Annotated in this window: 12 protein-coding genes and 1 tRNA gene; 4 read left to right on the top strand and 9 right to left on the bottom strand. The window is 47.2% G+C overall.

Annotated features, from left to right (window positions below; genetic code table 11):
* Positions 1 to 127 precede the first annotated feature (127 nt).
* Complete coding sequence (locus S1OALGB6SA_RS08940; protein ID WP_037564062.1) at positions 128 to 1,255, bottom strand: mannose-1-phosphate guanylyltransferase; 1,128 nt, start codon at positions 1,253 to 1,255, stop codon at positions 128 to 130.
* On the opposite strand from S1OALGB6SA_RS08940, the gene S1OALGB6SA_RS08935 reads away from it, so the two are divergent.
* Positions 1,233 to 2,420, top strand: coding sequence for an aminotransferase class IV (locus S1OALGB6SA_RS08935; protein ID WP_124033240.1), 1,188 nt, complete (start codon positions 1,233 to 1,235; stop codon positions 2,418 to 2,420). The two genes, S1OALGB6SA_RS08940 and S1OALGB6SA_RS08935, sit on opposite strands and share 23 nt — an antisense overlap.
* A gap of 53 nt (positions 2,421 to 2,473) precedes the next feature.
* Here the strand turns inward: S1OALGB6SA_RS08935 and flcA are convergent, their stop codons facing one another.
* Entirely contained in the window at positions 2,474 to 5,116 is a 2,643-nt protein-coding gene (flcA, locus tag S1OALGB6SA_RS08930) for a periplasmic flagellar collar protein FlcA (protein ID WP_124033239.1), read from the bottom strand.
* Positions 5,117 to 5,246: 130 nt separating this feature from the next.
* Here flcA and S1OALGB6SA_RS08925 point away from each other — a divergent pair, with 130 nt between their 5' ends.
* From S1OALGB6SA_RS08925 to eno, 3 genes are all read left to right on the top strand, one after another.
* Positions 5,247 to 5,945 carry an early set domain-containing protein gene (locus S1OALGB6SA_RS08925; RefSeq protein ID WP_124033238.1) on the top strand — a complete coding sequence of 233 codons (699 nt, stop codon included), beginning with the start codon at positions 5,247 to 5,249 and terminating at the stop codon, positions 5,943 to 5,945.
* A gap of 3 nt (positions 5,946 to 5,948) precedes the next feature.
* Positions 5,949 to 6,908 (top strand): lysophospholipid acyltransferase family protein, encoded by a 960-nt coding sequence (locus tag S1OALGB6SA_RS08920; RefSeq protein ID WP_148084064.1) that lies wholly within the window; start codon positions 5,949 to 5,951, stop codon positions 6,906 to 6,908.
* A 217-nt stretch (positions 6,909 to 7,125) separates the two neighbouring features.
* The gene (gene eno, locus S1OALGB6SA_RS08915) at positions 7,126 to 8,454 is read left to right on the top strand and encodes a phosphopyruvate hydratase (protein ID WP_037564057.1); all 1,329 of its coding nucleotides are present in this window, start codon (positions 7,126 to 7,128) and stop codon (positions 8,452 to 8,454) included.
* Positions 8,455 to 8,542: 88 nt separating this feature from the next.
* Here eno and S1OALGB6SA_RS08910 read toward each other — a convergent pair.
* The 7 genes from S1OALGB6SA_RS08910 to S1OALGB6SA_RS08880 all read right to left on the bottom strand — a co-directional run bounded on the left by S1OALGB6SA_RS08910 (position 8,543) and on the right by S1OALGB6SA_RS08880 (position 13,316).
* Positions 8,543 to 8,616 (bottom strand) — tRNA-Ala (locus S1OALGB6SA_RS08910).
* A 36-nt stretch (positions 8,617 to 8,652) separates the two neighbouring features.
* Complete coding sequence (locus S1OALGB6SA_RS08905; RefSeq protein WP_124033237.1) at positions 8,653 to 8,931, bottom strand: acylphosphatase; 279 nt, start codon at positions 8,929 to 8,931, stop codon at positions 8,653 to 8,655.
* Between the two features lie 184 nt (positions 8,932 to 9,115).
* Positions 9,116 to 9,508 carry a 30S ribosomal protein S9 gene (rpsI, locus tag S1OALGB6SA_RS08900; RefSeq protein WP_037564054.1) on the bottom strand — a complete coding sequence of 131 codons (393 nt, stop codon included), beginning with the start codon at positions 9,506 to 9,508 and terminating at the stop codon, positions 9,116 to 9,118.
* A 2-nt stretch (positions 9,509 to 9,510) separates the two neighbouring features.
* Positions 9,511 to 9,939 carry a 50S ribosomal protein L13 gene (gene rplM / locus S1OALGB6SA_RS08895; protein ID WP_124033236.1) on the bottom strand — a complete coding sequence of 143 codons (429 nt, stop codon included), beginning with the start codon at positions 9,937 to 9,939 and terminating at the stop codon, positions 9,511 to 9,513.
* 58 nt (positions 9,940 to 9,997) lie between these two features.
* Positions 9,998 to 10,297 (bottom strand): hypothetical protein, encoded by a 300-nt coding sequence (locus tag S1OALGB6SA_RS08890; RefSeq protein WP_124033235.1) that lies wholly within the window; start codon positions 10,295 to 10,297, stop codon positions 9,998 to 10,000.
* Entirely contained in the window at positions 10,290 to 11,126 is an 837-nt protein-coding gene (locus S1OALGB6SA_RS08885) for a hypothetical protein (protein ID WP_124033234.1), read from the bottom strand. The genes S1OALGB6SA_RS08890 and S1OALGB6SA_RS08885 overlap by 8 nt, the downstream gene beginning before the upstream one ends.
* 84 nt (positions 11,127 to 11,210) lie before the next feature.
* Positions 11,211 to 13,316: an ATP-dependent helicase gene (locus tag S1OALGB6SA_RS08880; protein WP_037564050.1), complete on the bottom strand. Its 2,106-nt coding sequence runs from the start codon at positions 13,314 to 13,316 to the stop codon at positions 11,211 to 11,213.
* Positions 13,317 to 13,385 lie beyond the last annotated feature (69 nt).

The raw sequence follows: 13,385 nt of genomic DNA, 5'->3' as shown, positions 1-13,385 counted from the left end.
AAGCTTAAAAAAACGAGGGTCATAGAAATCTATCATATATGCCTCCTTAGACTCTATACCTTCTATAGTATCGGTCTATATGTGGGGTAATATAACACTTATTTCACTAATATGCCAAGAAAAAACGTTATTCTTTTTTCGAGTCTTCCGAAGCAGCTTCTCTAACGAGTTCGCTCATTCCCTTTTTACACACCAGAACTCTATTATTCACGGTAACCACGATTAGATCTTCTACCCCACACAGAGCGACTGGAAGTTCAGAATATACAAAGTTGTTCGAGGATTGATGCGAATATACAACCGCTTCGGGCAGAGTATCCATTTCCGCAATAGCATCCCAACCGCCCACATCGTTCCACTCGAAACTGGCTCTAACCATTCGACTTTTTGCCGTTTTTTCCATGATTGCGTAATCAATGGAGATATTCGGGCAGAGAGTGTAAAGCGATTGCAATTCCTCCGCTGCTTCGTATATGACTATTCCTTCGGAATTTCGTTTCTTGAACCACGTTTCGTTTGGTTGATCAAATAACTTGCTTATTTCTCGAGCATGCAAGTCCAATTCGCGAAAAAATACATCGTTTCCGTAAGTGAAAATTCCAGCATTCCAGTAGTGGCAACCTGAGGATAGATATTCTTTTGCAATTTTGACATCGGGCTTTTCATGAAAAGTCTTCACCTTGTAACACGGGGAAGAAGTGGTGCCGGGAAAATCCAGCCGAGGAGAGTGAAAAGTTTTAGCACTGGCTCCGTTGGGGGGAGTAGCAATTTCGATGTAACCATAACCGGTGGCGGGAACCAATGGCGCTATGCCGTAGAGGACGATATATCCCTTTTCAGCTTCGATGGACGCTATTTCCACGGAGTTTGAAAACTCATCGAACGGTGAAACAATGTGATCCGCAGCCATTACGAGACATGTTTGTTCATTCCGACCGTCCAGCAGCATTCTGGATGCAGCTAGAGCAAGGGCAGGCGCGGTATTCCTTGCGATCGGTTCTGCCAGTATTGCAAGCCTGGAGCGTAAATCGGCGCTTAAATTCCGGCATTCCTTTATCACTATCCCTACATGGCTTTGATGTGTTACGACGTAAACGCAACCCGAGACTCCTAGATGAGAGGCCAGCTTCAGAGCTCCCTGAAATAGGCTTATCTTCCCATCCACCTTCAGGAATTGTTTGGGCTTGTTACCCAGGGACGCGGGCCAGAGTCGTTTACCCGAACCCCCAGCCATGATAATCACATTCTTAACCATACCTGGTATTCTACCCTATTCGGGTCTCGACTATAACTGCAAAGCACCATACTATGAAACTCAAGAATTGCGAGGTGGCAAGGTGGCGTTTAAACTGTCGATGTACCCATGGATTCATCAGGCTCACTTTGATGGCAAGTACTGGGAAGAAGAATACCTAGAGCGACCGCATCATACATTGGAAGAAGAAGCGTCGATGAGTGACGAAGAGCATACAGCCCTGGTGGATAGTCGCAACAGGCTACCGCATTTACCTATAGTTAGCTACTCAACCCAATATGGACTAAGCTGCTTTGAGGGGCTTAAGGCATTTCCACAGCCGGATGGATCGCTGAAACTATTTCGTCCTGATCGCAACTGCGCTCGAATGGCAGCTTCCATGAAAGGACTTAGAATGCCGCCTATTGATGAAGAACTGTTGTTGAACGCAATGAAAGAGACAGTACGACGGAATGCTGTTATTGGATTCACGCCTGAATATAATCCGGCCTGGGAATCAAATTTTTGGCAGAACGGCGATGCCGTTTATATACGGCCGTTCTCATACTCGGAAGGAGGGATAGGCGTAAATCTGTCCTATCGACCCTGGGTGATTACTGTTTGCACCACGGTTTCACAATATTTTACGCCAGGTGCCAATAATGCGATAACTTCCAAGCGAATTCGTGCGACACCAAATGGAATTGGATGGATTAAAACTTCGGCTAATTATGCTATTTCCATTCTTGCTAAGGCCGAGGCCATCGATGATGGCTACATGGAAGCTATATTCCTTGACGCCGCGAAACAACGCTACATTGAAGAAGGATCATCGAGCAATTTTTTTGCTCTATTCCCCGGCGGCCGCCTAGTAACTCCAATGATGAAGGACACTATTCTCCCCGGTGTCACTAGGGAATCCATAATCACTATCGCAGGAGAGATGGGTTTGGATGTGAAAGAAGATGATTTGCGAGTGGATGATGTATTGAACAATGCGGAAGAGTGCTTTGTAACGGGCACTGCCGCCGGGGTCACCCCCTTGAGCTCGCTCACCCATTCGGGTAGAAAGCAGGAATTTTCCAGTCTCAAAGAAGACTCTATCTCAATACATCTTCTTAAGGTACTGAAAGGCATACAGTATGGTGCTGTGGAGGATAAGCACAACTGGATGCTTGAAGTTTAAATACACCCATGATGCGGGAACCTCGCCGTGCGTAGAGCACCGTGGAAGTGAAGCTAAAACTGAGGGAGCAGGCTGGAAGGGATGTCGGTATAGAAGAGGTAGTTGGTTTCAGCCGCAGCTGTTTCGTCGATGTCTAACAAGCGCGATCGATTCACATAGGGATAGGTGGCTTTGTCAAGCAATACCCTCCGTCCATCCGCCATCAAGACGATTCGTTCCAGCTCCGAACCGCGAACCCCAATCAGGCCGCGAGAATTTAGCATGCTGTTATTAACCTCATCCAGATATGTGGAAGCCATGGTAAATGCGCTTAGAGCCCCCGCATATTCGTCATCGCCCCCGCCTCGCGAAGCCGAACGGGCCCTGCTGACTCCCAGATTGTTCCAAGCAAACACATATCTTATCAGCAGTTCGGCATACTTCTGCTGTTCGGTCGGATTATCCTCGAATTCTCGTGATTCTTCATTCAGCAGCTCAAGGGCTTTGAAATATTGATTGCGAGAGGTTTCAAAATCACCGTTAGCCAACAAAACAGTCGCGAGGGCTAACCTGGCTTCGTAATCTGTGGGTTCGTATCTTGCCACTCTGAGAAAGTCCAACAGTTCATCCCCCAGGCCAAGAACGTATCGTATGTATGAGCGGCGATAAAGTATCTCTGCCGGCAAACCGCTTCCCTTGCCGTTATTGAAAATTTCTTCTGCCTTATTGAAGTATCTCTCAGCCTGTGCGAGTTCAGCGTATCTACTATCTCCTTCAACTACAGTGTCTTGATTTTCCACGAGGGAAAGGGTTAGATCGTCACTGAAACCAAAACCATGATACATGATTTTGCCTTGTTCCAAGTATAGCTGACCATATTCAGGTGAAGCTCCAAGTTGATTCCTTGCGTGTGCATCTTCAAATAACTTCGAAGCCCTATCGTAGCTCATCATCGCAGCACGAAGTTCGCCATTTGCTGCCTGAATTCTACCTACACCCCCTAGTGAGAGAATTCTCATTCTCAGATCCTTTCGACTTAGGGATTCAAGAGCATCAAGATTGGTGAGAGTCGCCTTGTAAGCCTGATATTCGCGCCCCTCATCTTCGGCAAGATGCCAGTACTGTGCATCAATGAAGGATGGTTCAGGTGCAAAAGGGTCGGCAGTACGCGCAAGTTCTATGAATCGTTTGGAGTCTCCATTATTACCCCTGGCAAGGAAATACTCGGCCAAACCCGCATACACTACTGCCGCCAATTCCGGCGAATCGGTTTTACCAGGCACTTCTTGCTCGAAGACAGGTAACAGGAGAGTTATTTCCTTCTCATCAGCTAAACGCAGGTGATAATTCATCATGGAGAGATAGGCCCTCTCGTCATTTCGAGACATCTTCAAGACTTTCGCATAGTGGAAACGAGCCTCCTCATATTTTGTGGGATCGTCTTGAGCCCAATCCAAGTAGATATCTCCGACTGTCAGCATATATTCCCTATTCCATTTTCGATTCCCAGTACCTGGTACCTTCTCAAGGATTGCAATTGCTTTTTCATGCTTCCCCATCACACCGGAAAGAAAATATGCGTATTTCAATCTAACACTCTTATTATCAGGTTTGAATTCAAGATATCCCTCGTAAAACAATTCGACCTTCTCCCAATATTTCCTTGCCTGAAAAGCCGCGACATATTCCAGCCATTTATGTTTACTCTTCCAGCCCTTTACAACTATCTGCGAATCAGCGATCCGATCTGTTCCCTCGCGGACGAATAGGGGCCAACCGTACCAAGCGTCATTGAAATGGGAAATAGCTCTATCAACATCGTCGACACTGATGGCCTCCAGGCCCATATCGTAAATGTGTCCCGCCATCAACGGACGATAAACCCACATGAAAGCAGAAGCTCCCAGCATCCAGGTAATGCTGACTACCAGGAGAATCAACCGGACTACTGACCAGCCTTCTCTGGTAAGGCGATAAGTCAGCGAGCTCCTTTTTCGCACCAGGAATTCTCCGGAGAGCTTCTCATAACCTCTAGGAAGAACAATGTTCCGCTTCGTAATTCTCCACAATTTGTTTACCAGCAACCTTGGAGCAGCGCCTTCCACTAATGAATCTATTAGGGGTTGCAAGATTTTCGGAGCAATGCGCTCATCGGCCAGCGTTTCCTCAATTGCCAATTTGAGATTTCGCGGGAGCTTCGCTAGAGTCTGTTGAATTGCGATGTAGTGTTCTTCCTTCAGCTGGAAGGGTTGGCTCGCATATTGGGCATCCACACTTCCTGTCTGCCCTGACACCATGCTTATATCCGCGGTATGAACTTCTCCATCGTCCTCGCCGGAAAAATCGTAGTCTTCGCCAAAATCGTCTGCTGAGTATTCCGATTTATCTCCATCGATTTCGTGTTCCTGTACAGCATCGGTTCTCGAAATTTCGCTCGAAATCTGATCATCTGAGCTTATCTCTTCATCCAGAACGAGTTCTTCTCCAGAGTCTGTATCCATTTCTACCGCATAATCAGAATCACTGGTCATATCCTCTATTTCGTTCGCGGTCGTGGAGTCATAATCGTTGTCGGAATCTGATGCTAATCGAACATCGGTAGGGAAACTGAACTCATTAGAATCCATCGAGCTTCCAACTTCATCTTCGGAGAGGAGTTCGTTGCCCAAATTTCTAACGAAGTCTTCTAGTCTATCAAGCTCTTCGCGTGTCGGCATCTAAGGGGTATCCTATGGTAAGTATCGGCGACAAAGATGTCACATTGAACTATTAGGATAATTCAAGTAAGTCAAATGCTAGCCGAAAATGATGGATGTGAGGAATAATTTTAAGGAAGTAGAAGGGAAAATGTCAGAAGGAAAAGCAGGCGTATTAGTAATCCTGTTATTGATAATCGTTGGGCTCGATCCGATTTTTTGCGAAGCGTTCAATACCGCCCTGCACCTTGAAATCTCCAATATCGAACATGCCGCTGCGCCTCGTGTGATGGGCGGAAGTATTTTGCTAAGCTACTCACCCCTCTCGATATCTAAGTCTGTCGCCCTGGCCATGGAATATGAGGACTATCGAATCCTCCACAGATATCAAAAAAACAAGCATGGAGTTTTCGTACTTTCCCTGCCCCTGCCCGAGGAGAAGCAAAAAATTCGTTATAGGTTAATTGTAGACGGCCTTTGGACCACTGATCCGAATGCGGGAATTGAGAGGGACAGTCGCCGATTCTTGGTATCTTATTTCATATTACCAGATACTTCAGGTGCACCGGCACCTGGAGTCAAGGTTTTGCCCGATGGTCGCATCCGCTTCACTCATCGCAGCGCCCCGGGAAACAGTGTTTCCCTAGTGGGCGATTTCAATCGTTGGGATCCTTTTTTAACGCCCGTGCCTGAATCGCCAGTGTACCCCGGTGTATATTCAGTCACCCTGACACTTCCAGATGAAGCAAAGTACTATCGATATGTCTTAAACGGGAAAGAAATAACCGACCCTGAAAATCCGAGAATCGCACGAAATGGTTTAGGCGAGTCGGTATCGGTAATAGAATAAATTGTGATATTGTCACTACCAGATGAACGTGATTTGTACCAGAATGTAGGGGTGAGAATGTCGAATCTCATACCGCAGCTTCCGCTACTCGAATCCAACCTCAATGGTAATTACGAATTCGAACCCGAAAACGTTTATCAGGTAGGAAGTCAAGTAAACCGGAAATGGATCGGAGAGCTTATAGACAAACTTGCCCTTCCTGGAAGCCGGATAGACAATGCTGAGGCTTTGGCTGAGCTAAGACGTCGGAGCTTGATGGGAGAGTCCTGTGTCATCATGGCTGAACACTACAGCAACTTCGACTTCCCGACAATTTTTAGGTTCATCGAAAAACAATTGGGGTTGAAAACCGCCGAATCTCTGCTTCCTATTCGCGGTATGAAACTGAGCGAAACCTTACCTGTTATCGCAGCGTTTTCCAGATCGTACGATACGATAGTAATCTACCCCAGCAGGACTCTGGATAGCATTACCGACCCTAAGAAACTCGCCGAGGTTAGAAAAAAGAGTGTACGAATAAACCAGGCAGCCATACGGGAGATGATTACTCGAAAGCATAAGGGCCGAATTATAGTGGTTTTTCCTGCTGGAACACGGTACCGACCCTGGAACCCAAGCTCAAAAAAAGGAGTTAGGGAAATCAGTTCTTACATGAAAAATTTCGACAATATTATCTTCATGGGGATAAATGGAAATCTTCTTCCAGTCAACAGAACTGACGATATGTCCAAGGAGGAATTGGCAAGTGATTTAATGATACTAACCTGTTCGGATATAGTGAATGGTCGACGCTATAGGGCGGAAGTGAAAAACATGATGCCTGAAGAAGAGAATTTCAAACGCTGTCTTGTGGATCAAGTGATGCGAGAATTAGAAAGAATCCACATTTGTGTTGAGCCCAAACGCCTGGAAGAAAAGCATTCGCAGGGTTTTTGCATTTTTACCGGGAATGGAGTTGATTGATGTTTAGCAGATTGAAAAATGCGCTTGCATAACAATCATCCGATGGTCGGACTGAACATGCCTCTAATTCTCTAAAAATCAGCTACAGTGTATCCATGGTTTTGATCCCCAGAGATTTTGCCCACGATGCTGACTATCAGACGCTTGACCCAATCTTCACAAAAAAGGATATTTGACGAGAATATGGCGGATAGAAACTATTTAAGGAGTAAGCACTTTGGATACGATTGAACATGTAGAAGCAAGAGAAATACTCGACTCCCGTGGAAATCCAACTATCGAGGTTGATGTAAGGTTGGCAAGTGGAGTTTTGGGCCGCGCAGCAGTACCATCCGGAGCCTCCACTGGCGCCCATGAGGCTGTTGAACTTCGGGACGGCGATGCAAAGCGCTACTTAGGCAAAGGTGTCCTGAAAGCGGTCGAAAATGCTAACACTGTCATTGCGGATGCAGTTAACGGTTTGTCAGGACTTGATCAGGTGAATGTGGATAGAACGTTGATTGAGCTCGATGGGACAGAAAATAAGAACAGGCTCGGAGCCAACGCGATTCTGGGCGTGTCAATGGCGGTAGCAAAAGCCGCTGCGCAGTATTATAAGATTGAACTATACAAGTATCTTGGTACGTTTCACGCATCTGTGCTCCCCGTACCTATGGCGAACATCATTAACGGCGGTTCTCACGCCGATAATTCTGTCGACTTCCAGGAATTCATGGTTATGCCTGTTGGCGCCAACTCAATTAGACAAGCAATTCAGTGGGTAGCGGAAATTTTTCATAATCTCAAAGCACTGCTCAAAGCTGCTGGACTTTCGACGGCTGTTGGCGATGAGGGTGGGTATGCACCGAACTTCAAGAGCAACGAAGAGGGGCTGGACTTTATCATGAAGGCTATCGACAGGACTGGACTTGAAACCGGCAAAGACGTGATGATAGCCATCGATCCAGCTGCCTCGGAATTCTCCGAAAAACAGCCGGATGGCTCCTATGTATACACACTGAAGTGGTCTACCGGGGAAAAACTGAATAGTGCTCAGATGATTGACTACTGGGTAGACTGGTGTAACCGTTATCCAATTATCTCAATTGAAGATGGTTTGAATGAAGACGATTGGGACGGCTGGAAAGCTCTAACCGAAAGACTTGGCGAGAGAATTCAGTTGGTTGGCGACGATTTATTTGTAACTAATGCCAAACGCCTGAAAAAAGGCATTGACAGGGGAATCGCCAATTCGATACTGATCAAGGTTAATCAAATCGGTACTTTGACGGAAACCTATGAGGCAGTGGAGATGGCCAAACGGGCAGGATACACGGCAATAATTTCGCATCGATCAGGGGAAACCTCCGATACTACGATTGCCGATTTAGTGGTGGCCCTTGAAACTGGACAAATTAAGACCGGCTCAATGAGCCGCTCAGACAGGGTTGCCAAGTACAATCAGCTTCTTCGAATAGAGGACGATTTCGAGGGTCGCAGTATCTATGCTGGCCAAGATGCATTCTACTGCATCAGGAATAGAACTATTTCCAGTTCTCACGGCTAACAACCCTCTATTTCTCAACCTGTGCCGTCCGAGCGATTCAAGAGTGTTACTCGGAGGTGTTACCGCGTCCGTCTGTCAATCCCTGGTTTGGAGGATATCGGATTCGAACCGACGACCTGTTGATTGCGAACCAACCGCTCTAGCCAACTGAGCTAATCCCCCGGCGGCAGTGTGATTATACCTTGAACTGATTACTATTCAATATCTTACGATGAAATCCGTGTGTGTACCCGACGAGTTGACTGATCCGCCATGTAACTCACGGACTGAAGCTCCTGGAGGTCCCTCCCTCAACTCCTTTTCCAATTCGTCCAAAACCGTTTCTTCGCCCTCAGCCCACACCTCAACGGTTCCATCGCGCCGATTTCTAACCCAGCCAACAATGCCCAGAGCGTGTGCCCGGCGCATAACAAACCATCGATAGCCAACTCCCTGAACTTGACCACTTACATTGTAATTCCTAGTCCCGAGAGCCATCTCTGTTCCGCTCCCCTGTATACCCTGGCGTCAGACTCGTCCTTCCTTGTCGCTTTGGCGCAGTCCGAGAATTCTCGATCTGCCCCGGGTCGGCAACTCCAAGTTTCAGTGAGCAGATATCACCTTGATATACAATAATCCAAGTTGTAATCGATAAATGCGCTAAGAATCTATGTCGCCAACACTAACGTTTGGAGAATTGGAATTTTTTCCTGGCGCCGGGCCGACCATATTTTTTTCTTTCCACCATGCGCGCATCTCGGGTGAGAAAACCGTTGGTTTTCAGGGCAGGACGATTTGTTTCGTCGAGTTCCGCAAGCGCTCGGGCAACACCGTGCCGCGCCGCGCCTGCCTGCCCGGTAACTCCACCACCTCGTACCGTGATGAGAATGTTTAACTTCCCATCGTTCGATGTAATTACAAGAGGTTGCCTCACCTGTTTTCTGAGGGCGTCTGTTCTAAAAAAGTCATCAAGTTTTCGATTGTTAACCATGATGCCCGGAGGGCCTTCGCGAACATATACCCGCGCAACTGAAGTTTTACGACGACCAATACCGCTGGAAAGTACTTTAACCACGGCTACAGTTCCAAAGTTTCGGGTTGCTGCGCTTGATGCGGATGCTCCCAACCAGCATATATCTTCACATTGCTATAGAGTTTGTTCCCTAAAGGACCGCGAGGAAGCATACCTCTAACCGCCTTCTCCATGGGTGAGCTGGGCAGGCGGGTTACTAACTTTTCATAATTTTCCACTTTGAGTCCACCAGGATATCCGCTGTGTCGATAGTAAAGTTTGTTCTGAGATTTATTGCCACTAAGACTAGCTTTCTCAGCATTGACAATTATAACGTAATCACCCACTTCATGATAAGGCACATAGAAGAATCGATGTTTGCCGCGAGCAATGGACGCTGCCCTGCAAGCCACTCTCCCAAGGGCCTTGCCTTTGGCGTCAATCAGGTACCACTTGCGCTGCACGTCTTTGGGTTTCACATAAATCGTTTTCATCGTTGCCTCAAAGTGAACTCTTACCGGCTGTACATAATTGCCAAACTGACACCTTTAGTCAATAGTGTCGATGAGAAATTAAAAAAAATACAAAGCTGGCAGCCATGAAGAGATAGGGGGCTCCAACCAGAATCAGCTGCAACAACGGAATCTCTCCTAAAAAAGGCAGGGTGTAAGAAACAAGACCAATGAATACCAATGTGGAATAGATGGCATCAATGAAAAAAAGTATAGCGCTCAAAACCACCAAAATCCAAGCCCCGTTTCGGGTTTTTCTCCAGACTACAACTGCGGAAAATGCGGCCCCGAATGAACACATCAATCGTACAAGTATCGGAATGGCTTCGATATCATACATTATCTAGCTCCTTCCCTCCCAGCAGAGTTATCTCCTTCCGCGACGCGCCCGGGAAAAGCAACGATGGCCTATCATGTGAAGGCGCGATCAGTATTTTATGCACAAAAAGATATTCGAATAGCTTAACATATTCTCCCGCCTTGCCTCGATAACTGAGGTAGGGCCCTCTACGCTTCCAGACAGCGGTGCTGATGCTGGGCCACGGGATTTTGTCAGTACCGGAAATCACAGTCGAAATCCCACCCTGCTTATTTAATTTTTTTGCCCCTCTCCAGTAGCTGACCGCAGTGCAACTGCGTGTAAGGGCTGCTAGAATCACTGGCGATATCGGATGAGAATCTGCTGCGGGGAGGAGGCTATTCGAACTTATCAAAACCGGCTGAGCTTCACTCAATCCCGGTAGGGGCAAAATGGGGAAAAGATACTCTGCCCGAGGATGCTCTGGTAGAAGAGGGCGGCCCCATAGTACCGTGGGGATTGATTCGGCGCTGAGGTCCAGCGGATCAATTGGATGTTCTTTGAGCTTTAGATTCAAGATGGCCTGCTCGAAATTCTGATATATGCGAACTTGGACATATCCTGGAAAGAGCCGCATTAGAGCAAGCTTCAAGCGCTGCAGCCATTTATTTGGATAAGGTGAGTATAAACCCTTATCAATTTCGTTTTTCAAACGATGCGAAACGCCTCTGGGTCGATGGCCCAGCAAGGCTCTACCTCCTTCAACCCAACAATCGAGCCAGCGATTCCCATCCAGCGCATACAGATAATACCCGCGTGCACGCCTGATACTTGGCAGTCTGGCAATGAGAACTCTCTCCCCAGCATTCATAGGACCGTACATCAAGAATCACCCCATACCAAGCTCTCTCAACATCAAGATGTTGTTAATAAAGCAGAACACCGGAGCGAATCATTAAAAGTCCTCCTGAACCGTACCAAGATATTCTATCTGATGAGATGAAAATTCCGGCAAAAAGGTGGCCTTGCGGCCCGATTCGAATAGTACAACTATAACTGTGTGACCACGGTTGGATATCCTGTTCTGCACCACACCAACGCCGTATTTCTCGTGACTGAGCATTGTCCCTTTTTGCCATGAGTCGAGATTAGCTTCATTCGGTTCGCCTTCCACATGAATTTTTTCCCTGGGAATCTCATTCAAAAATCGAGATGGCAAGCTCTCTTTATAGTAGCCCCAAATCATACGGCGTCTGGAGCATGTAAAGGCAAGCTCCCTTCGGGCCCTGGTGATTGCCACATAGAACAAGCGTCGTTCCTCCTCCAGCTCTGCATCATCGCCCGCATCATCGTCGCGAGGGAATAGTCCCTCTTCCATGCCGGAAACGACAACTCTATCAAATTCCAATCCCTTAGTATTGTGCATTGTTATAAGAGTAACGCGATTATCATCGCTTTCTTCTTCCTCAGTTACTGTCTGATCGAGTTCAACCAACTCCAGGAATGCCGTCAAGCCCTCGGTACTCGCCGGATATCCTGAGGCCGCATTCACAAGCTCATCCAGATTCAAGGTGCGCTGAGTATTTTCGATGTTATCGATTTTACTATAGTATTCGAGGATGCCGGATGCATCAATCAAATCTCGAAGCATAAAACCTAGATGCTCAAAGCAATCAAACTCACAGTACCGTCTAGCAAGCGCCGCCAGAGATGCCGAAGCCGCGGAACTCCTGCCCTCGAAATTTTCCGCGGCCATAACCATATCGCCCCCATATTCCGCAATGCTCAGCTCCACGAGCTTCTCTATACTGCGCACACCCAAACCTCGCCTTGGCTTGTTGGCAATACGCCTGAAAGCCACTTCGTCGTGCGAATTTGATATCCAGGCGAGATAGGCAAGAACATCCTTAATCTCCTCGCGTCGATAAAAACTTAGCGTTCCGATTATGCGATAGGGAATGCTTTGACGACGAAACACATCTTCAAAAATGCGTGATTGTGCGTTTGTTCGATACAGAATAGCATTTTCGCCGAAATTGCCGCCGGAATTGACAAAATCCGCGCACCATCGGGCCTCTGCCTCGTGATTCTCGAGATAAGCCAGTATAGCCTTGCTTCCGGCTCCCTTATCCGTCCACAGCCTTTTTCCCAGCCTCTGCGAATTGTTGGCAACCACAGACGAGGCGATATCCAGAATTGTTCCGCTTGAACGATAATTCTGTTCGAGTCTAATCACATGGGTGTTCGGATAGTTATTCGGAAAACTGAGTATATTGTCAATCTCGGCTCCCCTAAATCTGTAGATAGACTGATCTTCGTCGCCCACTACAGTAACCCAGGTATCCTTGCCTACCAATTCTCTTAGAAGCTGATCTTGGGCAGCATTGGTGTCCTGATATTCATCAACCAACACAGCACGAAATCGCTGTTGAAAGTATCTCTTTATCTCCAGACGATTTCGCAGCAAACGCATTGGTAATTGTATCAAATCACCAAAATCAACATTCCCGATTTCCCGAAGCCGTCTCTCATAACGCTGGTATACCTCTGGAAAAAACGGGTTGGTTGACACTGTGGAAAGTTCACCGTTGGCACTCAGACCCTGATCCTTGGCTCTTGAAATCAAGCGGGCCCACGTACGAAGTTCGGAGTGAGAAATTTTTCCTAAAACCTGAGCCAGAAGGGAAAGCTGATCATCATCGTCGTATATTGTGAAGTTTGAAGTGAGATTTGCCGCGGCAGCATTACGCCGAAGTAGCCAGGCCCCGAAAGAATGAAAAGTGCGTATCATAACTTTGCCCGCCTCGGGTACCATCGCAGTTATGCGCTCCCGCATTTCTGTGGCAGCCTTATTTGTGAAAGTTACAGCGAGTATTGAGGTGGGTTGAAAACCCTTTTCCATCACCATCCAGGCAATTCTGGATATTATGACACTCGTTTTTCCGGAGCCGGCTCCCGCCAGAATCAAAAGGGATCGGCTGTCCTGTTCAGTTGCCTGCCTTTGTTGGGCATTCAAATTCTCAAGCCACCCCGGCTCGGTTGGTTCAAAGTTAGCGGCCATTGCCCAGTTTAAATCTCACCTGGTTCCCGCGCAAGCAAATACCTTATCCATAGTTTCTCAAAACTTCAA

It is taken from the genome of Olavius algarvensis spirochete endosymbiont (assembly GCA_900608495.1).
GTDB lineage: Bacteria > Spirochaetota > Spirochaetia > DSM-2461 > DSM-2461 > UBA2779.
This window is presented reverse-complemented; position numbering and strand designations above follow the sequence as displayed.